A 23,810-nucleotide genomic window follows, 5' to 3' on the forward strand; every position below is an offset into this window, starting at 1 on the left:
TGGTGCGTGTCAGCGCTGCCCGCAGACGCTGCAGGCGCCGTCGCGCGCCAGGCGGATTTCGCTCCAGCGCATGCTGCGGCCATCGAGCATCAGCAACCGGCCTGTCAGGGGCTCGCCGGTGCCCACGATGAGCTTGAGCGCTTCGGCCGCCTGCATGGTGCCAATGATGCCGACCATGGGTGCGAAAACGCCCATGGTGGCGCAGGCCACTTCCTCGAACGCCGCATCGGGCGGGAACACGCAGGCGTAGCAGGGCGATTGGGCATCGCGTGTGTCGTAGACCGAAATCTGCCCGTCAAAGCGGATCGCCGAGCCCGAGACCAGCGGCTTGTGCGCCGCCACGCAGGCAGCGTTGATGGCGTGGCGCGTGGCGTAGTTGTCCGTGCAGTCCAGCACCACGTCGGCAGCAGTCACCAGGGGCGCCAGGCTTTCGCGGTCCATGCGTTGGCGCAGGCCGCGTACCACCACCTCGGGGTTGAGTGCGTGCAGGGCGGCGGCGCAGGAGTCCACCTTGGCTTGGCCGACGCGCGCCGTGGTGTGGGCGATCTGGCGCTGCAGATTGGTCAGGTCGACGACGTCGTCGTCCACCAGCGTGATCGTTCCGACGCCCGCCGACGCCAGAAACAGCGCCGCAGGTGAGCCCAGACCGCCGGCGCCGATGATGAGTGCGTGCGCCGCGAGGATGCGCTCCTGCCCCTCGATGCCGATGGCGTCGAGCATGATGTGGCGCGAGTAGCGCAGCAGTTGGTCGTCATCCATGGTCGAGTCTGCATGAAAAAGGCCGGACAGGCCGGCCTTGGGGTGGCGCCTTGATGGCGTTCAATCGTCCTTCTTGGCTTCCTTGCGTTCGGTCAGCGTCTTGCTGACCTGCACCGGCTGGCCCTTGAGCTGGTTGAGCGCCTGCATCAGCGGGAAATCCTTGTCGGAGCCGAATTCGGGCAGCTTGTGCTCGGTTTTCGCCGTCTTCGCTTCTTCCTCCAGCTTTTTGCGTGCTTCTTCACGGGCCTTCTCCAGCGCCTTGTCTGCCGCGGCTTCGCCACCCTGGGTGTTGTCCAGGTGCTTGGCCAGGTCGGATTCGCGCAGGCGCAGGGCGGCAAAGACGTCGCCCTCGGCCGTTTCATCGACCATCACGTCGGGCACGATGCCGCGCGCCTGGATGGATTTGCCACTGGGGGTGAAGTAGCGTGCGGTGGTCAGCTTGATGCCGGTATCGGGCCCCAGCGGGCGCACCGTCTGCACCGAGCCCTTGCCAAAGGTCTGGTTGCCCATGATGGTCGCGCGGTGGTTGTCCTGCAGCGCGCCGGCGACGATCTCGCTGGCCGATGCAGAGCCTTCGTTGACCAGCACCACCATCGGCACCTTGCGAAAGACTTCCGGCAGGCGCTTGAGCGGGTCGCCGTTGCCGCGGCGCACGTAGTTGGCGGGCGAAGCGGTGAAGATCGCCTTGCTTTCGGCCAGTTGCCCATCGGTGCTCACCACCGTCGCGCCTTCGGGCAGGAAGGCGGCGGAAATGCCGATCGCGGCATCCAGCAGGCCGCCGGGGTCGTTGCGCAGATCGAGCACCAGGCCCTTGATGTTCGGATCCTTCTGGTAGAGGTCCTCGGCCTTGCGCACGAAATCATCGAGCGTGCGATCCTGGAATTGCGAAATGCGGATCCACGCGTAGCCCGGCTCGACCATCTTGGCCTTGACCGATTGCGTCTTGATTTCCTCGCGCGTGATCGTCACCGGAAAGGACCGGCTCTCATCCTTGCGAAAGACCGTCAGCGTGACCTTGGTACCGGGCTCGCCGCGAATGCGCTTGACCGCATCGTTGAGTGGCAGCCCGCGCACCGCCTCGTCGCCGATGCGGGTGATCAGGTCGCCGGTTTTCAGGCCTGCCCGATCCGCCGGCGAGCCTTCGATGGGCGAGACCACCTTGATCAGGCCGTCCTCCTGCGTGATCTCTATGCCGACGCCGACAAAGCGCCCGGACGTGCCTTCGCGAAATTCCTTGAACGACTTCTTGTCAAAGTATTGCGAATGCGGATCCAACCCCGCCACCATGCCGGAGATGGCATCGGTGATGAGCTTCTTGTCGTTCACCGGCTCGACGTAATCGGTCTTGATGAGTCCGAACACGGCAGCCAGCTGCTGCAGTTCCTCGAGCGGGAGTGGCGCCATGGAGCCGCGCGCCACCGTCTGCAGTGACACGGTCGTCAGCGCGCCGGCCAGCACGCCAACCGAAATCCATCCTGCAATCTTGAGTCTCTGCCCCATAAACCACCTTTGTCGCGTCGCGGCAATATACACCTTGGAGGGGCGGGTTCAGCGCCGGTTCCCGCGTCAGGCCTTGCCTTGATTGGCCACGGCAGCCGCAGCCTGCGCGGCCGCGTCGGCATCACCAAGGTAGTAGTGGCGCAGCGGCTTGAGTTCGGCGTCGAGCTCGTAGATCAGTGGTATGCCATTGGGGATGTTCAGACCCACGATGTCCGCATCGGAAATGCCGTCCAGATATTTCACCAGTGCGCGGATCGAATTGCCGTGCGCCGCGATCAGCACCCGCTGCCCGCCGCGGATGGCCGGGGCGATCGTGCCCTGCCAGTAGGGCAGCACGCGCGCCACCGTGTCTTTGAGGCATTCGGTCAGCGGCACCTGGTCTGCCGCCAGATTGGCGTAGCGCAGATCGCCGCGTTCGCAACGCGGATCGGTCGGCTCGAGCGCGGGCGGCGGCACGTCGTAGCTGCGCCGCCAGATATGCACCTGTTCGTCGCCATACTGTTGGGCCGTCTCCGCCTTGTTCAGACCCTGCAGCGCGCCATAGTGGCGCTCGTTCAGGCGCCAGCTGTGCATCACCGGCAGCCAGGTGCGCTGCATGGCATCGAGACAGTGCCACAGCGTGTGCGTAGCCCGGGCGAGCACGCTGGTGCAGGCCAGGTCGAACTCATAGCCCTCGGCCTTGAGCAGGCGCCCGGCACTCTGCGCCTGGCCAATGCCGGTGGCCGTGAGTGGCACGTCGGTCCAGCCGGTGAATCGGTTTTCCAGGTTCCAGGTGGATTCGCCGTGGCGGATCAGGACAAGCTTGTGCATGCGGTGTTCCAGTGCTTGAACAAACCGGCTATTTTAGAATCGACGTCTTTTCATCAAAAAAACTGGCGCGCCGTGAATTTCGTTCTGGAAAACTGGTATCTGATCGTCCTCGCCCTGGCTTCCGGCGGCTTGCTGGCCTGGCCGGTGGTATCTGGCGGCGGTGCGGGCGGCTTGTCCGCCACGCAGGCCGTGCAGCTCATCAACCGCGAGAAAGCGGTGGTCATCGATGTCTGCGAGGCCGCCGAGTTCGCCGCAGGGCATGCCAGTGGCGCGAAAAACGTCCCGCTCTCGAAATTTCGCGAGCAGCTGCCCCTGACCGTCAAGAACAAGAGCGTGCCGCTGGTGCTGGTTTGTGCCCGCGGCATGCGCGCGCGCCGCGCCGTGGGCATGGCGCGCCAGCTGGGGTACGACAAGGCGCAGGCCCTGACGGGTGGCATGCATGCCTGGCGCGAGGCCAACATGCCGGTTGAAAAGGCGTGAGCCCAAATGCGGCTGCCCCAGTGTCGCCGCGCCGCGAATGAAAGGAACCATGCCATGCAAGCCGTGAAGATGTACACGACCGCCACCTGCCCCTATTGCGTGCGCGCCAAGCAGCTGCTGCAGCAGCGCGGCGTGCAGGCGATCGACGAGATCCGCGTCGATGCCGATCCGCAGGCGCGCCAGCAGATGATGGAGATCACCGGGCGGCGCACCGTGCCTCAGATTTTCATTGGCAGCCACCATGTGGGCGGATGCGACGACCTCATGGCGCTGGATGCCGAAGGCGGCCTGGTGCCGCTGCTGAACGGCTGAGAGCTCGCGGCGATGCACGCTGCATAATGCGGATTTGACCTGCCCGCTGCGGGAACCTCCCGGGCGGGCATTTTCGTATTCACCACCCTCAAAGACCGACACCATGGCCGACGAACAAGCAACCCCCGTATTCCAGATTCAGCGCATGTACCTCAAGGACGTGTCGCTGGAGCAGCCCAATTCGCCCGCGATCCTGCTGGAGCAGCAGCAGCCCAGCGTCGACATCCAACTTGGCGTTGGCGCTGAAACCGTGGCCGACGGGATCTATGAAGTCACGGTGACGGCGACGGTGCATGCCAAGCATGGCGAGAAAACCGTGTTCCTCGTCGAGGCCAAGCAGGCGGGCATCTTCGAAATCCGCAACGTACCGCAGGAGCAGATGGACAACGTGGTGCGCGTGGTTTGCCCGCAGATCATTTACCCGTACGCTCGTGCCAATGTCGCCGATGTGGTGACGCGCGCAGGCTTTCCGCCGGTGCATCTGGCGGAAATCAATTTTCAGGCGATGTACGAGCAACAGCAGTCGGCAGCGGCTGCGCAGGGTGCCAACGGTACGCAACAATAAACGGCATTTTGATGCCTGGCCCAGATGGAGCAAGCGTCTAAAGCTCTTAATATCGTAGTGTTCGGCGCGGGCGCGTGGGGTACGGCGATCGCCATCCATGCCGCCAACCACCCCGGCGGGCATCGCGTTTGTCTTTGGGCGCGCGACGCGGCGCAGGCCAGCGCCATGCAGGCCGAGCGCGAAAACCGGCGCTACCTGCCGGGCGTGGCGTTCCCGGCCGCGCTGTGCGTGGTCGGCGGCGAATGCACCGGTCTCGCGGCGCAGGCCGATCTGCTGGTGGTGGCAACGCCCATGCAAGCGCTGCGCGGCATGTTGCAGACCCTGCATGGCACCGTGGCACCCGTGGCCTGGTTGTGCAAGGGGCTGGAAGCGCAAACCGGCCTCATGCCGCACGAAGTCTGTGCGCAGGTCGCTCCGGAACTGGCGGCAGGTGCACTCAGCGGTCCCAGCTTTGCCCTGGAGGTCGCGCGTGGGCAGCCGACAGCGCTGGTGGCCGCGAGCCGCCACGCCAGTGTGCGCGAAGCCTTGGTGCAGGCGCTGCACGGACAGCATTTGCGCGTCTATGCCAACGATGACCTGGTGGGCGTGGAGGTGGGTGGCGCGGTGAAGAACGTGCTGGCCATAGCCACCGGCCTGTGCGATGGGCTGCAGTTGGGGCTCAATGCGCGCGCTGCGCTGATCACGCGCGGCCTGGCGGAGATGTCGCGTCTGGGGCTGGCGCTGGGCGCGCGTGCCGAAACCTTCATGGGGCTTTCCGGACTGGGTGATCTGGTGCTGACGGCCACGGGAGACCTCTCGCGCAATCGCAAGGTGGGTCTGCTGCTGGCACAAGGCCAAACACTGACGCAGGTGCTGCAGTCGCTGGGCCATGTCGCCGAGGGCGTCTACAGTGCGCGCACGGTGGCGGCACGCGCACGCAGCCTGCAAGTGGACATGCCGATCACCAGCGCGGTGGTGGCGCTGCTCGATGGTCGGTGGCGGCCTGAGCAGGCCGTTGCCGCCTTGATGGGGCGCGATGCGCGCAGCGAACGCGCGTAGGGCTCAGGCTGACCGGTGACTGGCGGGTGCGCGCATGCGCAGCGCGCCATCGAGCACCAGCACGCTGACGGCGGCAAAAATCGGTATGTAAGTTGGCCACTGCGCACTGCTGATGCGTTCTCCCAGCAGCAGTGCGGCAAGCACCAGCAAGATGGGCTCCACATAGCTCAACAGGCCGAACAGCCCCAATGGCAACAGGCGGCTTGCGGCCATGTACAGCGCCAGAGCCACCGCACTGACGGCGCCAAGCGCTGTCACCATGCCCCAGAGGTGCGTGTGGCCGGCAAACAGGCTGGTCGATGCCGGTGCCCGCAGGATGTACCAGAGCGCTGGCGGTGCCAGCAGCGCCAGGTCGACCCAGTGGCCTGCCAGATGGTCGGTGCCCAACTGGCGCCGCAGCACGAAGTACACCGTATAGCCGAGGGCCACCAGCCAAGTTTCCCATGACAGCGCGCCACTGCGCAGAATTTCGTGCGCCACGCCCAGCGCGGCGAGCAGCACGGCCAGGCACTGCAGCAACGACAGGCGTTCATCAAACAGCAGGCGCCCGGCGATCACCATCACGAGGGGCAGCAGAAAGTAGCCCAGGGAAACGGCTAGCGCCCGCCCCTGCAGCGGCGCCCAGAGAAACAGCCACAGCTGCACGCCCAGCAGCGCGGCGCTGGCACACAGCGCCAGGCCCCAGGCCGGATTGCGCAGCGCGTGCCGGGCCATCGTGCGTACGCGCGGCCCTTGCTTGCGCGTCAGCAGGATCAGACTGGTGAATGGCAGGGTGCACAGCACGCGCCAGCCAAAAATCTGCTCGCCATCCAGCGGTGCGAGCCAGGGCGCCAGGTAGTACATTGCGGCAAACAGCACCGATGCACTGATGGAGACAAGGATGCCGGTCCACATGATGATGCAGGCCAATCACCCGGTGGCACTCGGGCCATCCGGATGTCGGGCTATTCGGTATCGTCAAAGACCAGCGACGGGTTGTTGATCACGCGTGCGCTGGCGCCTGGGGCCAGTCGCCCGGTTCCCGGGTAACCAAAACCGGTGCCGGGCTCAAGTGCGGCGGCCGCCACGTTCGCCAGGGACTGGTTCAGGCCGACGTAGTAGCTGCCGGCAGGGGCGTCCACGGTCTGGCGCAGGACTTGCGGCGCCGGTGCGCCGGCCGGATTGGCGGGGAAGGTCTCGGTCAATATCGATCCCGCTTCGGCAATGCGCATCACCTGCAATCCGAGCATGCGCAAAGGTTCCGCGGCGGCCGAGTCGCCAGCCAGCCAGTAACCACAGGGCCTGGGGCGACTGACCTCGGCCTGCAGTTGCACGGTGGAGGTCCAATTCACCTTGTGAGGGGTGATCGCGCCAGTCTGCGCATTCATCAGCGCCAGTTCGCGCTGCGAGGTGGTGGGGCTGGCCTGGACTGCCACGCTACCCTGGCAGGCCCTGGATGCGATGTCGCGCGCGACAAAGGTCTGCACCTGCAGCAGGTCCTTGCCACGTTCGGCAGTGCTGCGCAGCACGCTGCTCAGCGCCACCACCAGGCTGTGCACCCGGCGCTGGATGTGCGCCGCGCCCAGGTTCGAGCCGCGGCTGGCGATCTCCAGGCTGACGGCATTCTGCAATCCGCCCAGGTTGCGCAGCGTTTGGGGCCGCGCATCGCCGGTGACGGCGCTCAGGCCGTTGTCCGTGGATTCAAGTCGGTAGAACCATTCATGCGTCAGCTGGCTGGCGTCCAGGGCTTCGAGCATGGGGCGCAGGTACCACTCCTGAGCGGCTTTGGTAATGAAATCCGGGATGTTGGGTGTGGTGGCGTACTGCGCCAGCACGTCCTGGCCGGGCAGCCAGTCGCCCTCGGTGCCGTGGGCTGCCACCACCGGGTACTCGTGCACGTCGGCAACGACGTTGGGGCGGACGGTACTGATGAGCCTGGCCAGGGCCTGGGCTTCCGGGGTGCGCAGATCGAGGTGATCGCGGTCGAGGTCGGTGCCATTGGCCGTGGCATGGGCATCGTTGGCGGCGCCGTCGGGATTGGCGCGCACGACGATGACGACGTTGATGCGTTGCAGCATGGGCTCGAGCAACCCTTGCGCGAGTTCACGGGCGATCACCATCAACGCTTCGCCACTCGCCGGCTCATCGCCGTGCTGCTGGCCGACCAGCAACACCGTGGGGCGTCCGTTGGACTGACCGGAGGGTGTGCCGCCGCGCGCCCCAGTGCTCAACGCAAGCGCCTGGATCGCGGCCCCTCCTTGCGACAGGCCCAGATCCATCAGCCGGGCATTCACGCCGCCCTGCGGTGCCCGTACGAGATCTCCCAGCCACTGGGACACTTCGGCATTGGTGCTGAAGGCGCGGCGACCGGGCCGCAGGCCCGGAGTGTCGTATTGCACGGGCGGTTCGGAGAAGTGGGCTGCAACGGCGGTCGATTCAATCGGCGCGGTGTCCGTGCTGGTCGTTATCGGAACGACGGGGGTTGCCACGGCCTGGTCCGCAGGCGCCTGGGCACCGGCTGGCGGTGGTGCGACCGCCTGGGTCTTCGGTGGTGCGACTTTGGTGCCCGGTGCCGGCCATGGCGGCAGCGGCGTGCTGCTACAGCCTCCCAGCATCAGCGCAATGGCCAGCGGAACGGCTCGCGAAAATCCTTGGCGAATGCGCAGGGGCGGCTGGCCGGGGGTGAGACAAGGCAACGATGTCATGGGTGGTTCATCAGCGCGGGCGCGCAATGCGAGGGTGGCGATAGCTTGCCACAAAGACGCGCGCCCGCCCCACCCCGGTGCCGTCAGTACCTGGGTGCGCCGCCACGCGGACCGCGGGAACGGTTTGCGCCACCGCCGCCGCGGCGCCCGCGCTGCCCCATGATGTCCACGCTGGTGCGCATCGGGTCGGGCTGGCCGCCGTGCTCGCGCGCACCACGCGGCTGGTCCATGCCCATGCGGCCCAGGCGCGTGCCCAGATGGGCGTTCTCGCCCCGGGGCTGGCTGTCGTCACGGCGTTGACCGTGGTGCTCGGGGCGCCGCCGTTCCTGGTGCTGGGTGTTGCCACCTTCGCTGCGCGCATGTTGCGCTTTACCCGTTCGCTGCTGGTCGCCAGAGCGCGGCGTTGCGCGTGCGGCCCTGCTGGCGCGCATGCGATCCATCATTTCCGAACGCGCAGCTTTGGCCGCGGCCTGCATCACGTCGCGACTCGGCGGTTTGCCGGCGCCGCCCCAAAGCGTCTGGCGACCCATGGCGATGGGTTCGGCCTGCTCGCCTTCGTCGGGGCCGAAGCCGTCGATCATCTGAACTGGAATTTCCTGGCGCGTGAAGCGCTCGATCTCCATCATGAAGCCTTCCTCATCCATGCAGACGAGGCTGACGGCGTGGCCTTCGCGTCCGGCGCGGCCAGTGCGGCCGATGCGGTGCACGTAGTCTTCCGGCACGTTCGGGATTTCGTAGTTGACGACGTGCGGCAGGTCATCGATGTCAATCCCGCGCGCTGCAATATCCGTAGCTACCAGCGCACGTACCTGGCCCGTTTTGAAGCCTTCCAATGCCTGAGTTCGGGCGCTCTGGCTCTTGTTGCCATGCAGCGCCATGGCACTCACGCCATTCTTTGCCAAAAATTCGGCTACGTTGTTGGCACCGAACTTGGTGCGCGTGAACACCAGCACCTGGCTCCAATCGTGCTGCTGGATGATGTGCAGCAGTACCTGTTTTTTCTTGGCGCGGCCCACGGGGTGGATGACCTGGCTGATGCGCTGCACCGTGGTGTTGCGCGGCGTCACCTGGATGCTCTGGGGGTTTTTGAGTAGGCCATTGGCCAGCTCGCGGATCTCGTCGCTGAAAGTCGCCGAAAACAGCAGGCTTTGCTTGTCACGCGGCAGCAGGGCGAGGATTTTTTTCACGTCGTGGATGAAGCCCATGTCCAGCATGCGGTCGGCTTCGTCGAGCACCAGGGTCTGCACTTCCGACAGCGCCAGCAAGCCTTGCTGCTGCAGATCGAGCAGACGGCCAGGCGTGGCCACGAGGATGTCCACGCCGCGGCGAATGCGCTCGACCTGGGGGTTCATGCCAACGCCGCCGAAGATCACGGTGGAGCGGATGTCCAGGTACTTGGCGTAGGCGCGGATGGCTTCTTCGATCTGTGCCGCGAGTTCTCGCGTGGGCGTGAGGATCAGTGCGCGGATGGGCGCTCGCTTTTCCGTGCCGCGATCGAGCTGTGCGAGGCGGTGCAGCAAGGGGAGCGCGAAGGCCGCCGTCTTGCCGGTGCCTGTCTGGGCGCCCGCAAGCAGGTCGTGGCCTTGCAGCACGGCGGGGATCGCCTGTGCCTGGATGGGGGTGGGGGCGTCGTAGCCCAGCTCTTGCACGGCGCGCAGCAATGCTGGCGCCAGGTTCAGTTCTTCAAAGGTCATGTATGTGGTTTGCACCCATCCTGGGCGCGGGTATCAGCCTGATGCCGCCGGGTTGGGGCCGGCGGTCCAGTACAACAGGGCTGATGGTTGCGAAAGTGCAGGCCATGCCGCATGGCCTGTGCGCCAGGTATTCAAGGCGCGGCTGCCGACGTTCTGGAGCGCCCGACAGCCGACTATTGTCGCATGCAAGGATAATCGCTGCATGCATGCGCGTGCATGTTGTTGTATTCGGACCGCATCTCAAGAAGGAAACCATGGCCCAGTATGTTTTTTCGATGAACCGCGTGACCAAGACGGTGCCACCCAAGCGGCAGATTCTGAAGGACATATCGCTGTCCTTTTTTCCCGGCGCCAAGATCGGCGTGCTGGGCCTGAACGGCTCGGGCAAGTCTTCGCTGCTCAAGATCATGGCCGGCATCGACAAGGAGATCGAGGGCGAGGCCATTCCCATGCCCGGCCTGTCGATAGGCTACCTGCCGCAGGAGCCCCAGCTCAACCCCGAGCACACGGTGCGCCAGGCCGTGGAAGAGGCCATGGCCGAGGTGAATCACGCCCGCGCGCGGCTGGAGGAGGTCTACGCCGCCTACGCCGAGGAAGACGCCGACTTTGACGCCCTGGCCGCCGAGCAGGGCAAGCTGGAGGCCATCATCGCCGCTGCCGGCACCGACAGCGAGCACCAGTTGGAAATTGCCGCCGACGCGCTGCGCCTGCCGCCCTGGGAGGCGGTGATCGGCCAGCTCTCGGGTGGCGAGAAGCGCCGCGTGGCGCTGTGCCAGCTGCTGCTGTCCAAGCCCGACATGTTGTTGCTGGATGAACCCACCAACCACTTGGACGCTGAGTCTGTCGAATGGCTGGAGCAGTTCCTGCACCGCTTTCCCGGCACCGTGGTGGCGATTACCCACGACCGCTATTTTCTGGACAACGCTGCCGAATGGATTCTGGAACTCGACCGCGGCCACGGCATTCCCTACAAGGGCAACTACACCGAGTGGCTGCTGCAGAAGCAGGCACGCCTGGAGTCGGAGCAAAAGGGCGAGGAGGCGCGTGCCAAGGCGCTGAAGAAGGAGCTGGAGTGGGTGCGCCAGAACGCCAAGGGCCGCCAGGCGAAATCCAAGGCACGTATTGCCCGCTTTGAGGAACTTTCCGACTACGAATACCAGCGCCGCAACGAGACGCAGGAAATTTTCATCCCGGTTGCCGAACGCCTGGGCACGCAGGTGATCGAGTTCCACGGCGTCACCAAGAGCTTTGGCGACCGCGTGTTGATCGACAACCTGAGCATGACGATTCCCGCGGGCGCGATCGTCGGCATCATCGGCCCCAATGGCGCGGGCAAATCGACCTTGTTCAAGATGATTGCCGGCAGGGAGCAGCCGGACAGTGGTCAGGTCATCGTGGGTCAGACCGTGCAGATGGCCTATGTGGATCAGTCCCGCGATGCGTTGTCCGATGAAAAAACGGTGTGGGAAGACATCTCGGGCGGGCTGGACATCATCAACGTCGGCAAATTCCAGATGGCCAGCCGTGCCTATTGCGGGCGTTTCAACTTCAATGGGCAGGATCAGCAGAAGCTGGTGGGCAAACTCTCCGGCGGCGAGCGCGGGCGCCTGCACCTGGCCAAAACCCTGATCAAGGGTGGCAACGTGCTGTTGCTGGACGAGCCCTCGAACGACCTCGATGTGGAAACCCTGCGCGCACTGGAGGATGCCTTGCTGGAGTACGCCGGCACTGTGCTCGTCATCAGCCACGATCGCTGGTTCCTCGATCGCATCGCCACGCACATTCTGGCGGCCGAGGGTGATTCACAGTGGGTGTTCTTTGATGGCAACTATCAGGAGTACGAAGCCGACAAGAAAAAACGACTGGGCGAAGAAGGTGCTGCGCCAAAGCGGGTACGCTACAAGGCGCTCAAATAAGGGTTTGTCGTTTTTTCAGCCTGTCGCAGCGATCTGCCATGTCGGTTTCACCCTCGGATTCGGCGGCCATCTATCGCGCCTGCATCGTCAATGCCGTCAAACGCAGTGCTGCGCTGATGACGGATTTGGTGCGTCAGGTACGTGAACACTGGGGTGAAGCACCGGGAGAGGACGCACAGGCCAGTGCCGCGGCATTGACGGCACTGGCCGGCAGTGGCAGCAAACTGGTTGCCGAATACCCGATGGCCTTGCTGGAGCTCGTGGCCCAGGGCGCGGCGACGGCGCAAGGGCGTACCAGTGCCGAGACCAGGCCGAGCCGTGTAGAACCCGGTGAGGCGCGTGCACGGGTGGAGATGGTCAGGACACGCCAGCAGGTTGCGCGCGAAGCGGCACCGGCGTTGACGGAGCTTGACGGCCTGATGGGTTCGGTACAGGGTTTTGACCGAGCACAACCGGAGCGCAATCCCTTGCGCCCTGGCAATTACGTTCGTGCGTTGTACGGTGTGGTGGCGGGTGCGGGCGTGCCTGATCAAGTTCGCCGCCAGTGGTTGCTGCGCATGTCGGAGCGCTTGGGTGCGCTGCTTTCCCGCGAATACCGGCGAATTTCTGATGAGCTGCGCGGGCAGGGGATCAGGCCGGTGCACTACATGCCCACGGTGCGCAGCCGGCAGGGCGACTTGGGCGTGACCACGGGGTATGGGGATGCTTCGAGTGCATTCCTGGCACCTTCGGAACTGGGGATGTTGCCAAGCCTGGAGTCTTCGCTTTGGGACACTGTGCGACCCGCAGGCATCACGCGCGCGGACGATCTCACCGGGTATGCGGACACAGCGGCAGCAGCGCCGACAGGCCGTGACGGTGCTGCTGCGGCAATGGGTAGCAGGAGGCCTGTGGCGCAGCCCGATCTGGTCCGCGATGTGTTGTCGCAGATGGTGGAAACGATCGTGCGCGACGAGCGCCTGATGCCTGTGGTGCGCCATGCCGTCATTCGGCTGGAGCCGATTTTGCGACAATTGGCTCAGGGGGATACCCGTTTTTTCCTTGACGCAGCCCATCCTGCCCGCCGGCTGCTGGATCGCCTGACGGTCAAGGGGTTGGAGGGCGCTGCAACCAGTGCGCGGTGGCGCAGCCAGTTTGCGCATTCGGTGGAGGGCGTCGTAGCCAGCCTGACGAGCGAAGGCGTGCCGACGGTCGACATGTTCGAGCGTGCCTTGTGGTCACTGGACGCCGAGCCCATGGCCGTGCGCGCAGAGGCTGCAGCGCGAGCCGCGTTGCAGCCAGCGGATTTGTCCCGCGCCGAGCCGGTGGGGCAAGCGATTGCACCGACCGCCTCAGATCAGGGAAATGCCTCTCTGCAACTGGGCGATTGGGTTGAGATTGATGGTGCGCATGGCATGTCGCGCACCCAATTGACCTGGTGCAGCCCGCGCCAGACGCTGTTTCTCTTCACGCAGGCCGATGGCAGTACACAAAGCATGACGGCGCGCATGGTGGACAAACTGCTGCAGTCCGGCACCATGAGGCGTGCCGCTTCCTCCTGAACGGGAAGGCCCAAAAAGGACGCCTGCAGGAGTCGGTCTCCTGCAGGCGTGTACAGGCCTCGCGCGCGTCAGACGCCCAGATAGCGCTGGATGACCTCAGGTTGTTTCTTGAGCTCTGCGGTCGAGCTCTCGTGCACGATCTGACCGTTGTTCAGGATGTAGGCCCGGGTTGCGAGCGAGAGCGCGGCCGCCAGGTTTTGCTCGATCAGCACGATGGTCTGCCCAGCCTTGGCCAGATCGCGGCAGACGCGGATCAGATCCTGGACGATGACGGGCGCAAGCCCTTCAAACGGTTCGTCCAGCAGGATGATCTTCGGATCGCGCACCAGTGCCCGGGCGATGGCCAGCATCTGCTGCTCGCCGCCCGAGAGATCGGTGCCGCGGCTGGTCTTGCGCTCCTTCAGGCGCGGGAACATCGCGTAGATGCGTTCCAGCGGCCACTTGTTGGATGCGGTCAGTCCGGCGAGGATGATGTTCTCCTCGACGTTCAGGCTGCCGAAGATGCGCCGCTCTTCGTGCACCAGTTGCAGGCCCTGCATGGCGATCTCGTGGGCCTTCTTGCCTGCGAGTTCGACGCCATCGAGCTTGATGCTGCCCTTGCGGGGTTTGACCACGCCGGCAAGGCTTTTGAAGGTGGTCGATTTGCCGGCCCCGTTGCGACCCAGCAGGGCGACCACCTCGTTCTTTTCGACGCGCATGCCGACATCGAAGAGGATGTGGCTGTCACCGTAAAAGCTGTTGACTCCACTGACTTCCAGCAGGCTCATTGCGTCTCTCCATGTACGCCGCCGAGGTAGGCTTCCTGCACCTGGGCGTTGTTCTTGATTTCGTCGGGCGTGCCTTCCACCAGCAGGCGGCCTTCCTGCAGCACGGTGACGCGTTCGACCAGTTCGAACAGCGAATCCATGTCGTGGTCGATGATGACCAGCGTGCGCCCCTTGGCGATCGATTTGAGCAGCGCCACGGTTTCCACGCGTTCCTCGGCGCTCATGCCGGCGAGTGGCTCGTCAAGCAGCAGCAGGGTAGGTGAGGTGGCCAGCGCAAGACCGACTTCGAGGCGGCGTTTCTCGCCATAGGCGAGGTCGGCCACGGGGGCGTCCAGCCGGTGCGAAAGGTGCACCAGCGCGGCGGTGCTGTTGACCTGGTTGGTGAGACCGCGAACCTTGCCCAAGGATTTGAGCAGGTCGAGCTTGAAGGTGCCGCGGATCTCGGCCAGCGCGGCAATCATCAGGTTCTGGCGCACGGTCAGGCGTTCGAACAACTGGTTGATCTGGTAGCTCTTGGTCAGGCCGATCTGGCAGGCTTCGACCACGCCCATGTGCGTGATGTCGCGCCCGTCGAACTTGATCGTTCCGGCGGTGGGCTTGACCTCGCAGGTGAGCATCTTGAAGAAGGTGCTCTTGCCGGCGCCGTTGGGGCCGATGATGCCGCGGATCTCGCCGTAATTCACCGCAAAGTCGATGTCACTGTTGGCGGCAATGCCCCCGTAGTGCTTGGTCAGACCCTTCACCTCGATGATGTGGCCGCTTTTGTTGCGGGTGCTCTTGAGGTGCAAGGCACCAGCCGTTTCGGCGGCCTTGCCGTGCACTGCGGGTTCCGGTGCGGTGGCGGTCTTTTGGGGGCGGAACGCCATGCGGTACAGGTCGATGAAGGCGCCTGCGAGCCCGCGGCGCAGAAAGACCACCAGCAGCACGAAAATGATGCCCAGCACCAGCTTCCAGCTTGCGCCCAGATCCAGCGTGATCTGGAAGAAGTCACTCAGCAGCAGCCAGGTCGCAGAGCCGAGAATGGGGCCAAACAGGGTGCCGGCGCCGCCGATGGCGGTCATCATCACCACTTCGCCGGAGGTGGCGAACATGAAAGCGTCCGGTGGCATGAAGCCCTGCATGACGGCGAGCAGCCCGCCGCCAAAGCCGGCGTATACCGCGGCAACGATGAAGACAACGAGCTTGTAGCGGTGGATGTTGTGGCCCAGGGCGGTGGCACGGTCCGGGTTCTCGCGAATGGCGCGCATCACCAGGCCGAAAGGGGAACGCACGATGCGCAGCGCGATCACCAGCCCGACGAACATCCAGAATGCGAAGAAGGCGTATTGCTCCAGCTCGGTCTCGAAATGCAGGGTGGTGAAACCCAGGCCCAGGCTGGCCTGCGGCACGCCAGGCAAGCCGTTCTCGCCGCCGGTGTACTCGGCCAGAGGGTTGAACTCCATGAAGAAGAACACCTGGGCAATCGCCACCGTGATCATCGCGAAGTAAATGCCGGTGCGCCGCAGGGCAATCATGCCGACGAGATAGCCTGCTACCGCCGCCACCAGCGCGCCAAGGATGAGCGCGAGCACCACGTTGGTGAACGAGGTGTGCGTCAGCAGGTAGGCGGCGAACATGCCGCCTGTGCCAAAGAACGCCGACTGACCGAAGGAGAGCAGGCCGGTGTAGCCGAACAACAGGTCAAAGCCTATGCCGACCAGGCCGAAGATCATGATGCGGTTGATCGTCGCCGGTGTGAAGCCGAGCGGTGGCAGGACGAAAGGAATGGCAATCAACACGAGCAGCGTCACCAGCTCGGTGAAAAATGGGATTTTTCTGGACATCTGGAACTCGGGGATTTAAGTGCGGCCGATGGAGCCCATGAGCCCGCGCGGACGGAAGACCAGGACGAGCGTCATCGCCACGAACAGCATGATCTCGGAGTAGGCGGGGTTGATCATCGAGGTAAGGCTTTGGATTTCTCCGGCTATCAGGCCGCCGAGAACAGCGCCCGGAAACGAGCCGACACCGCCGATCACCACCACCACGAAGGTCATTACCAGGATGGAGTCGCCGCTGTCGGGCGACATCGCAACCACTGGTGAGTAGACGATGCCCGAGAAGCCGGCCGCCATCGCACCGATGCCGAAGACCAGCGTGAAAACCTTGTAGACGTTGATGCCCAGAGAGTCGACGGCTACCGCATCCTCGATGCCGGCGCGCACGATCATGCCGATGCGGGTGCGGTAGAGCACCCAGTAGAGCGCGAACAGTGCCACGGCAATGATGCCCAGCAGAGCGAGCCGGTAGTTGGGGTAGATCATGAACCCCATGTTCGACGCGCCCGAAAAAATCTCGGGTGGCGGAATCTTCTTGGACAGGCTGCCGAAGAAATAGCGGATCACTTCTGCGAACACGATGCTCAGACCGAAGGTGACCAACAACTGGTCTTCATCAGGCCTGGAATAGAAACGCTTGATGATCAGCTGCTCCATGATGACGCCGACGATCATCACGAACACCGCCCCCGCCAGCACGGCGAGGATGTAGGAGTGTGAATACTCGAACGCCAGCCAGCCGGCGTAGCCGCCCAACATGAACAGGGCGCCGTGCGCCAGATTGAGCACGCCCAGCGTGCCATAGATGATCGTCAGGCCGGACGAGATCAGCGCCAGCAGCGCCCCAAGTACCAGCCCGTTGAACAACTGCGAGATGAAATTGGCCGTGTTAATCACATTGCCCCGCCATGGTGTTGTCTAGAAAAACGTGGATTCAAATATGCTGCGCGCCCTTGCGTGAAACCAGCATCACGCAAGGGCGCTTGTCAAGAAGCCGGCATGAATGCACCGCGGTGAGCGCCCCGGTGCATTGCTTGCCGATCAGGTGTAATCACCCAGCTTGCAGCCGAATTCATCCGGCTTCTGGATGACTCCGGCGCCGTCGACCAACTCGATGACTTCCCAGAAATCCTCGTCGTTCTTCATGTCCTTCTTTTCCTTGCCGCGGACGATGACGACGGGGCGCACGCACTGGTGGTCTTGCGGGCGGTAGTGCACGTCACCGAGCAGCGACGGGATGGTCTCGCCCTTTTCCCACTGCTTGATCACATCGGGGGGGTAGAAGCTGCCGGCTTCCGTCACCATGCGCGCCCAGTGCGCGAAGCTGACATAGCCATTTTCTGCACCCCATTCCGGACGGTAGCCGTACTTCTTGTGGAAGGACTCGACGAACAGCTTGGCCAGCGGGAATTTGTCTTCCAACGTCCACCAGAAGTCGGTTGCGGCCAGCACGCCATGGGTGATGTCGACGCCGGCTTCCTTGGCGATGAACGGAATCTGGTAGGGCAGTACCAGCGTCATCTTCGGGATCAGGCCGAATTGCTTGGCCTGCTGCGATGACAGCACCGCATCGCGGCCCCAGTTCACGTTGATCAGGAACTCGGCGCCGGAGTTGGCGATGTTCGTCAGGTACTGGCTGAAGTCCTGCGTTCCCAGGGGTGAAACCTGGTTGGTCACCATTTTCCAGCCGGCTTCCTTGGTCAGGTAGTTGTTCACCGATTCGGTGGTGGTGTGGCCGTAGGTGTAGTCCGGCGTCATGAACGCGGCCTTGCGGTTCTTGCCGAACTGCTTGACCATCACCGGACCGATGGCGCGCGCGGCCATTTCACCGTAGAAACCCTGGCGGAAGCCGTAGCGCACGCAGTCCTTGCCGGTGGTGTCGTTGGAGCCCGAAATGCCGGCCATGTAGATGATCTTCTGCTGCTGCGCAAACTTGTTCATCGCCACGGCCACCGCCGATGAGGTCGAACCAATCATCGCGATGACCTTGTTCTTGGCGATGAAGTTCTGCTCTACCTGCAGCGCCTGGTTCGGTTTGGCCGCGGAGTCGGCGGAGACCAGCCCCACCTTCTTGCCGTTCACGCCGTTGTTGATTTTGGGTGCGAGCTTCTTCATCAGCTCGTGGTTGGTGTTCATGTGCTCAATGGCAAGCTCCATGCCCTTGAGCTCGTCGGCGCCCTGCACTGCATAGGTACCTGTCAGCGGCACGGCGGCACCGATGTACACGGTGTCGCCCTTGGACCCGTCGGGCCAGGTGCCCATGGCAGGCTGGTCTGCAGCCATTGCCCAGTGCATGCCGCCGAGGCCGGTGGCAGCCATGCCGCCGGCTGCGCCCATCTGCAGCGCGCTGCGGCGCGAAACGCCATTGAGGGAATCAAACTTGGACATATATCTCCTTCGTGGTTGTCAACCAGGGCTGAATCATTTTGCGGCGACCTGCCGCAAATCACTATGAAGCGTTGCGCCGCCCATTGCAGACATTGGTGTGCGTGCAATTTCATGGCTCGCTTTGCGCGACAGTGAAAATATAGGTGCCCTGTCGTGCTCTGCAAAGGCACGAAAACCCCGAGAAAATCGGCCTGCAAATCGCGCTGTTTGTCAGGAGCGCGTAAGAGACAGGTCGCAGCACATGCGTCGCAGTGCTCTGGTGGCAGGCGGATTTCGGATATGAAAACCACCATCGACGCCACAGGCGCCTTGCCCTCTTACCTCACGCGGGCGCTGTGGATCTGTCGCGCTGATGGCGAATAGCCGAGTGCGATGGAAATTTCGTGTGCGCTGCTCTGCAGCTTGGGCAACCAACCATCGTCAAGACGGTCCGCTGGCGCAGAGATGGAGAGCCCCGCCACCAGGTCTCCCTGGTCGTCATAGATGCCGGCGGCGATGCAGCGCACGCCCATTTCCAACTCTTCGTTGTCTCGTGCGATGCCATATTGGCGTGCCCGGGCCAGTTCGCGCTCAAGCGCGGAAAGCTGGGTGATGCTGTTGCGCGTATGGCCGGGCAGACCGGTGCGCGTGGCATAGGCTCGCACGCGCTGCGGGTCTTCTGCTGCAAGGAAAAGCTTGCCGGTGGATGTCAGGTGCAGTGGCGCGTGACCGCCAATGGCACGCACCACCTGCATGCCCGAGCGTTCGCTGTAGGCGCGCTCGATATACACGATCTCGTCGCCCTGGCGTACGCTCAGATTGACCGGCTGCTGGATCATCTTGTGCAGATTGCGCATGGGCACGATGGCCGCATCACGCACGTTGAGCCGCGCCTTCACCAGGTTGCCGAGTTCAAGCATGCGCATGCCCAGGCGGTAGCTGCCGGCTTCCGGTCGATCCACGAAGCGCCCTATGGTCAGGTCATTGAGGATGCGGTGCGCGGTGGAGGGGTGCAGCCCGGCTTTGTCACTGATTTCCTTGAGCGACATCGCTTCATCGCGAGCGGCCAGAATGTCGATCAGCGTGAACATGCGTTCGATGACCTGGACGCTGGGGCGCGGCGGGATGTCAGTGAGGGTGCGTTTCATGGCGTGCTGGATGGCTGGTGCAAGCGAATTTTATCTGGTGAAACGACCTGTGCGCAATTTTCCTGTGCAGTCCGTCTGCAGCTCCGGACTGCGACAATCCGCCCCATCTGTCTTGTGGGAGCGTAACGATGTTGCTCAATGCCGAAGAATCCCGGTTGGTGCTGGTGGACTATCAGGAACGGCTGATGCCGGTGATTCAGGATGGCGCGGCGGTGCTGGCCAATGCACGTCGGCTGGCGCAGGTGGCGAAAATGGTTCAAGTGCCGGTTTGGGGGACTGAGCAAAACCCCCAGCGCCTGGGGCCCAACGATGCTCAGCTGCGCGCGTTGTGCGACAAGACCCTGGCCAAGATGCACTTCAGCGCGGTAGCCGATGGCTTGGCCGAATGGCTTGCGCCGCCCCCTGCTGCCCCCAGGGGCAACGCGCGCAGCCTGCCCAGGCACCTGCAGAAGAGCCAGCCCGTCTCCAGTGAACGTCCGAGCATTGTGGTGGCCGGCTGCGAAGCGCATGTGTGCCTGTTGCAGACGGCGCTGGAACTGATCGAAGAAGAGTTTGAAATCTGGGTCGTGACGGATGCCTGCGGTTCGCGCACCGATCGCAACCGGGACGCCGCATTTGACCGGCTCGCGGGCGCAGGTGCTGAATTGGTAACTACTGAAATGGTGGCGTTTGAGTGGTTGCGCTCGTGCGAACATCCGTCGTTCAAGGACATGCTTGGACTGATCAAGTGAATCGGGCGGCAAGAGGCTGTCCGATAATTGAACTCTCTTGACACATGGGAGACACGTATGAGTGCATTGGGTTCTGGCAATTACGCGAAAACACGGGCTGCGGCGCAGAGTGATCCGCAAGGTTTCTGGGCTGGCGTTGCCGAGGGCATTGCCTGGGACAAGCGCTGGGACACGGTCATCGATGACTCGCGCAAGCCCTTCTACCGCTGGTTTGCCGGAGGTGTGCTCAACACGTGCTACAACTGCGTGGACAGGCACGTGGAGGGTGGCCGCGGCGACCAGCTGGCGCTCATCTATGACAGCCCGCTCGCCGGCGCCCAGCGCAAGTTCACCTACCGACAGTTGCAGGACGAAGTGGCGCGCTGCGCCGGTGTGCTGCGCGACATGGGGGTGGGCAAGGGCGACCGGGTGGTCATCTACATGCCCATGGTCGCCGAGGCGGCGATCGCCATGCTTGCCTGCGCCCGCATCGGCGCGGTGCATTCGGTGGTCTTCGGCGGTTTTGCAGCGCCCGAGCTTGCCAAGCGCATCGTGGATGCCAAGCCCAAGGTGATGATGTCTGCCTCCTGCGGCTTGCTGCCGGGCAAAGCCGTGCCCTACAAGCCGCTGCTCGATGAGGCGCTGGAGATTGCCGGTGCGCCTGCTACCCCCTGCCTGATCCTGCAGCGGCCCGAGTTGCACTGCGACATGGTGGCCGGGCGCGATGTGGAGTGGAACGATGCCGTTGCCAAGGCGCAGCCGGCCGATTGCGTGCCGCTGGCTGCGACGGATCCGCTGTACGTGATCTACACCTCGGGCACCACCGGCAAGCCCAAGGGCGTGGTGCGTGACAACGGCGGGCATGCCGTGGCGCTGCGCTGGTCCATGGATGCGGTTTTTGGCGTCAAGCCCGGCGATGTGTATTGGGCCGGCTCGGATGTGGGCTGGGTCGTCGGCCACTCTTACATCGTCTATGGCCCGCTGCTGCAGGGTTGCACCACCATCCTTTACGAAGGCAAACCCGTGGGCACGCCCGATGCAGGGGCGTTCTGGCGCGTCTGCGCCGAGCATGGGGTGAACGTGTTCTTTACCGCGCCAACGGCGTTTCGGGCGATCAAAAAGGAAGATCCGAATGGCGAGCTGGTCAAAAAATACGACCTCTCCAAATTTCGCACGCTGTTCCTTGCAGGCGAACGGGGTGACCCCGACACCATTGAATGGGCGCAGAACATCCTCGGTGTACCCGTGATCGACAACTGGTGGCAGACGGAACTCGGCTGGCCGGCCATCAGCAACTGCATGGGTCTGGAATATCTGCCGGTACACCCAGGCTCACCGACCAAGCCGGTGCCGGGTTTTGACATCCGCATCCTGGACGAGGAGGGCAGGGAGAAGGAGCCGGGAGAGATCGGCAGCCTGGTCATCAAGCTGCCCATGCCTCCGGGAACGCTTTACACGCTGTGGAACAACGAGCACGGTTACGAGGAGACCTATCTTTCGCGTTACCCGGGCTACTACCTCTCGGGCGACGCGGGCTACATCGATGCCGAGGGCTATGGCTGGGTGATGTCACGCATCGATGACATCATCAACGTGGCGGGGCACCGGCTCTCCACCGGACAAATGGAAGAGATCCTGGCCTCGCATCCCGACGTGGCGGAAGCGGCGGTGGTGGGTGTGGCGGATGCGCTCAAGGGGCAGGTGCCGCTGGGCCTGGTGGTGCTCAAAATGGGCGTAAAGCACACCGATGAGGAGATCTGCAAGGACCTGGTGGCGCGCGTGCGCGCGCAGCTTGGCGCGGTGGCGGACTTCAAGAGTGTGCATGTGGTGGCGCGCCTGCCCAAGACGCGCTCGGGCAAGGTGTTGCGCGTCACCATCCGCACCATGGCCGATGGCGGCGAGGTGAAGATCCCGGCAACCATCGAGGACGATGCGGTGTTGCCTGAGATTCAGGAGGCGCTGAGCGCGCTGGGCTACCCGCGCAAGTCGTAAGGCTGCGCTGCGCGGGGCGGCGGTTACCCCGCGCGTGCGCTTTCGCGACTGGCGACGCGGTCGCGCCAGGCCTGCAGGGCGGCGTAGCCTTCGGCGCCCGGGTTGAATTTCATCAGCTTGGCAAACTCCAGCGCACAGAAGGCCGTGATGTCGGCAATGGTGAAGCGCTCGCCAGCCATCCAGGGCTGATGGGCCAGGGTTGCATCGAGCCAGCGTGCGCTTTCGCGCACCTTTTCACCTTGCGAGGTGCCGAAATCCGGGAACTGCGGCTGCTCCAGCGCGGCCAAGCCCGGATGGGTGTGGCGTATGCAGTTGGCAATCGGCAGCAGCCAGTACCACTCGACGCGCCGGTCGTGCATTTCAATGAAGGCGCGCTCCTCGAAGTCCTCGCCCATCAGGTTGTTCTGCGGGTGAGCGCCCTCCAGCCAGGTGCAAATGGCGCGTGTTTCGCTGAGCACGCGGCCATCGTCGAACTCCAGCGCGGGCACGCGCGAAACCGGCACCTTGGCGTGGTAGCTGGCGGCCTTGTGTTCACCGGCGTTGAGGTCGATGGTGACGAAGTCGATGCCGGTGATGGCTTTTTCAGCCATGAACATGAGCACGCGGCGAGGGTTGGGTGCGCGGGTGGCGGTGTAGAGCTTCACGACGGACAGTCTCCTGGACAGGTAGGGCAAGAGCCCAGATGGTAGGGCTTTCGCCGGGCCGGAGAACGGCCTCGGGAGCGGAATTTGCATCCGGGCAGTCGGTAGAATCCCTAGCTTGGCGCGCGGGTGGCGAAATTGGTAGACGCACCAGGTTTAGGTCCTGACGCCCTCACGGGCGTGCCGGTTCGAGTCCGGCCTCGCGCACCAACCAGGAATCAGAATTCCAGGTTGTCGATGAGCCGCGTCCTGCCCAGGCGGGCAGCGCCCAACGCCACGAGATGCCCGGCTTCCAGCGCGCCTGCGGGCGCTTGCAGGTCGCCGCGCTGGCGCACGGTCAAATAATCCACCTCCCAGCCTTGCGCGCCCAGCGCTTGTGCGGCGTCGCTTTCCAGTGTTGGCAAGGCCTGGCGCGCGGCCAGGGCGGATTGTGCAAGCGTCTGCAGCGCGCGGCTGAGCTGCACCGCCTGGCTGCGTTCTTCAGGGCTCAGATAGGCATTGCGCGAGCTCAGTGCCAGGCCGTCCGGCGCGCGGCTGATGTCGGCGGTGACGATGTCAATCGGCAGCGCAAACTGGCGCACCATCTGGCGAATCACCATCTGCTGCTGGTAGTCCTTGCGCCCGAAGACCGCGGTGCCCGGATTGCCACCGAAGACGCAGCCGAAGAGCTTGAGCACCACGGTGCAGACACCAGTGAAAAAGCCGGGGCGGAAATGCCCTTCGAGAATGTCCGCGAGTTGCGGATCGGGCTGCACCACGAAGGTTTGGGGCTGCGGGTAGAGATCGCTTTCGCGTGGGGCGAAGACGATGTCACAACTTTCGGCTTCAAGAACCTTGCAATCCTTTTGCAGCGTGCGTGGGTAGCTATCAAAATCTTCGTGTGGCAGAAACTGCAGGCGGTTGACGAAGATGCTGGCCACCAGCACATCGCCCAGCGGTTTGGCCTGGCGCACGAGTGCCAGGTGCCCTGCGTGCAGGTTGCCCATGGTGGGCACAAAAGCCGGGCGGCCACGCCCGGCGAGCGCCGCGCGCAGGTCGGCAATGGTATGAACGACTTGCATGGGAAGAC

At 64.0% G+C, this 23,810-nt stretch carries 21 protein-coding genes and 1 tRNA gene; 9 read left to right on the forward strand and 13 right to left on the reverse strand.

What is annotated here, in order from left to right; genetic code table 11:
* Positions 1 to 9: 9 nt before the first annotated feature.
* From moeB to gpmA, 3 genes are all read right to left on the reverse strand, one after another.
* Positions 10 to 759: a molybdopterin-synthase adenylyltransferase MoeB gene (moeB, locus tag ABS45_RS00890; protein ID WP_291551875.1), complete on the reverse strand. Its 750-nt coding sequence runs from the start codon at positions 757 to 759 to the stop codon at positions 10 to 12.
* A gap of 60 nt (positions 760 to 819) precedes the next feature.
* Positions 820 to 2,259 (reverse strand): S41 family peptidase, encoded by a 1,440-nt coding sequence (locus ABS45_RS00895; protein ID WP_291551879.1) that lies wholly within the window; start codon positions 2,257 to 2,259, stop codon positions 820 to 822.
* A gap of 66 nt (positions 2,260 to 2,325) precedes the next feature.
* Positions 2,326 to 3,069 carry a 2,3-diphosphoglycerate-dependent phosphoglycerate mutase gene (gene gpmA / locus ABS45_RS00900; protein ID WP_291551882.1) on the reverse strand — a complete coding sequence of 248 codons (744 nt, stop codon included), beginning with the start codon at positions 3,067 to 3,069 and terminating at the stop codon, positions 2,326 to 2,328.
* A 72-nt stretch (positions 3,070 to 3,141) separates the two neighbouring features.
* On the opposite strand from gpmA, the gene ABS45_RS00905 reads away from it, so the two are divergent.
* The 4 genes from ABS45_RS00905 (at position 3,142) to ABS45_RS00920 (ending at position 5,464) form a co-directional block, all read left to right on the forward strand.
* Positions 3,142 to 3,549 (forward strand): rhodanese-like domain-containing protein, encoded by a 408-nt coding sequence (locus ABS45_RS00905; RefSeq protein WP_291551885.1) that lies wholly within the window; start codon positions 3,142 to 3,144, stop codon positions 3,547 to 3,549.
* A gap of 54 nt (positions 3,550 to 3,603) precedes the next feature.
* A complete protein-coding gene (gene grxC, locus ABS45_RS00910) occupies positions 3,604 to 3,861 on the forward strand; it encodes a glutaredoxin 3 (RefSeq protein WP_291551887.1) in 258 nt (85 codons plus the stop codon).
* 103 nt (positions 3,862 to 3,964) lie between these two features.
* On the forward strand, positions 3,965 to 4,426 hold the full coding sequence (gene secB / locus ABS45_RS00915) for a protein-export chaperone SecB (protein WP_291551889.1): 462 nt from the start codon (positions 3,965 to 3,967) through the stop codon (positions 4,424 to 4,426).
* A gap of 24 nt (positions 4,427 to 4,450) precedes the next feature.
* A complete protein-coding gene (locus ABS45_RS00920) occupies positions 4,451 to 5,464 on the forward strand; it encodes an NAD(P)H-dependent glycerol-3-phosphate dehydrogenase (RefSeq protein WP_291551892.1) in 1,014 nt (337 codons plus the stop codon).
* Between the two features lie 3 nt (positions 5,465 to 5,467).
* Here ABS45_RS00920 and rarD read toward each other — a convergent pair whose 3' ends face one another.
* The 3 genes from rarD to ABS45_RS00935 form a co-directional block, all read right to left on the reverse strand.
* The gene (rarD, locus tag ABS45_RS00925) at positions 5,468 to 6,358 is read right to left on the reverse strand and encodes an EamA family transporter RarD (RefSeq protein WP_291551894.1); all 891 of its coding nucleotides are present in this window, start codon (positions 6,356 to 6,358) and stop codon (positions 5,468 to 5,470) included.
* Between the two features lie 50 nt (positions 6,359 to 6,408).
* A complete protein-coding gene (locus tag ABS45_RS00930) occupies positions 6,409 to 8,058 on the reverse strand; it encodes a M14 family metallocarboxypeptidase (RefSeq protein WP_291551897.1) in 1,650 nt (549 codons plus the stop codon).
* Positions 8,059 to 8,231: 173 nt separating this feature from the next.
* Positions 8,232 to 9,842 (reverse strand): DEAD/DEAH box helicase, encoded by a 1,611-nt coding sequence (locus ABS45_RS00935; RefSeq protein ID WP_291551899.1) that lies wholly within the window; start codon positions 9,840 to 9,842, stop codon positions 8,232 to 8,234.
* Between the two features lie 254 nt (positions 9,843 to 10,096).
* Here ABS45_RS00935 and ettA point away from each other — a divergent pair, with 254 nt between their 5' ends.
* Both ettA and ABS45_RS00945 read left to right on the forward strand, forming a co-directional pair.
* A complete protein-coding gene (gene ettA / locus ABS45_RS00940; protein ID WP_291551902.1) occupies positions 10,097 to 11,758 on the forward strand; it encodes an energy-dependent translational throttle protein EttA in 1,662 nt (553 codons plus the stop codon).
* A 38-nt stretch (positions 11,759 to 11,796) separates the two neighbouring features.
* A complete protein-coding gene (locus ABS45_RS00945; protein WP_291551904.1) occupies positions 11,797 to 13,299 on the forward strand; it encodes a DUF1631 family protein in 1,503 nt (500 codons plus the stop codon).
* 68 nt (positions 13,300 to 13,367) lie between these two features.
* Here ABS45_RS00945 and ABS45_RS00950 read toward each other — a convergent pair whose 3' ends face one another.
* From ABS45_RS00950 to ABS45_RS00970, 5 genes are all read right to left on the reverse strand, one after another.
* Positions 13,368 to 14,066: an ABC transporter ATP-binding protein gene (locus ABS45_RS00950; protein ID WP_291551907.1), complete on the reverse strand. Its 699-nt coding sequence runs from the start codon at positions 14,064 to 14,066 to the stop codon at positions 13,368 to 13,370.
* Positions 14,063 to 15,889 carry a branched-chain amino acid ABC transporter ATP-binding protein/permease gene (locus tag ABS45_RS00955; RefSeq protein ID WP_291551909.1) on the reverse strand — a complete coding sequence of 609 codons (1,827 nt, stop codon included), beginning with the start codon at positions 15,887 to 15,889 and terminating at the stop codon, positions 14,063 to 14,065. Before ABS45_RS00955 ends, ABS45_RS00950 begins: the two co-directional genes overlap by 4 nt.
* 15 nt (positions 15,890 to 15,904) lie before the next feature.
* Positions 15,905 to 16,780, reverse strand: a complete 876-nt coding sequence (locus tag ABS45_RS00960) for a branched-chain amino acid ABC transporter permease (RefSeq protein ID WP_291551911.1) — start codon at positions 16,778 to 16,780, stop codon at positions 15,905 to 15,907.
* A gap of 144 nt (positions 16,781 to 16,924) precedes the next feature.
* Complete coding sequence (locus ABS45_RS00965; RefSeq protein WP_291551915.1) at positions 16,925 to 18,271, reverse strand: substrate-binding protein; 1,347 nt, start codon at positions 18,269 to 18,271, stop codon at positions 16,925 to 16,927.
* Positions 18,272 to 18,588: 317 nt separating this feature from the next.
* Positions 18,589 to 19,398, reverse strand: a complete 810-nt coding sequence (locus ABS45_RS00970) for an IclR family transcriptional regulator (RefSeq protein ID WP_291551918.1) — start codon at positions 19,396 to 19,398, stop codon at positions 18,589 to 18,591.
* 128 nt (positions 19,399 to 19,526) lie between these two features.
* Between ABS45_RS00970 and ABS45_RS00975 the strand changes: the two genes are divergently transcribed.
* Positions 19,527 to 20,129, forward strand: coding sequence for an isochorismatase family protein (locus tag ABS45_RS00975; protein ID WP_291551921.1), 603 nt, complete (start codon positions 19,527 to 19,529; stop codon positions 20,127 to 20,129).
* Between the two features lie 57 nt (positions 20,130 to 20,186).
* On the forward strand, positions 20,187 to 22,100 hold the full coding sequence (locus ABS45_RS00980; protein WP_291551923.1) for a propionyl-CoA synthetase: 1,914 nt from the start codon (positions 20,187 to 20,189) through the stop codon (positions 22,098 to 22,100).
* Between the two features lie 23 nt (positions 22,101 to 22,123).
* Here ABS45_RS00980 and ABS45_RS00985 read toward each other — a convergent pair whose 3' ends face one another.
* Complete coding sequence (locus ABS45_RS00985; protein ID WP_291551925.1) at positions 22,124 to 22,744, reverse strand: glutathione S-transferase family protein; 621 nt, start codon at positions 22,742 to 22,744, stop codon at positions 22,124 to 22,126.
* A gap of 120 nt (positions 22,745 to 22,864) precedes the next feature.
* Here ABS45_RS00985 and ABS45_RS00990 point away from each other — a divergent pair.
* Positions 22,865 to 22,951: transfer RNA gene (locus ABS45_RS00990), tRNA-Leu, on the forward strand.
* Positions 22,952 to 22,959: 8 nt separating this feature from the next.
* Here ABS45_RS00990 and panC read toward each other — a convergent pair.
* Positions 22,960 to 23,802, reverse strand: coding sequence for a pantoate--beta-alanine ligase (gene panC / locus ABS45_RS00995; RefSeq protein ID WP_291551927.1), 843 nt, complete (start codon positions 23,800 to 23,802; stop codon positions 22,960 to 22,962).
* Positions 23,803 to 23,810: the final 8 nt, after the last annotated feature.

Origin of the sequence: Comamonas sp. SCN 65-56 (assembly GCF_001724135.1) — a bacterium.
GTDB lineage: Bacteria > Pseudomonadota > Gammaproteobacteria > Burkholderiales > Burkholderiaceae_C > Comamonas_C.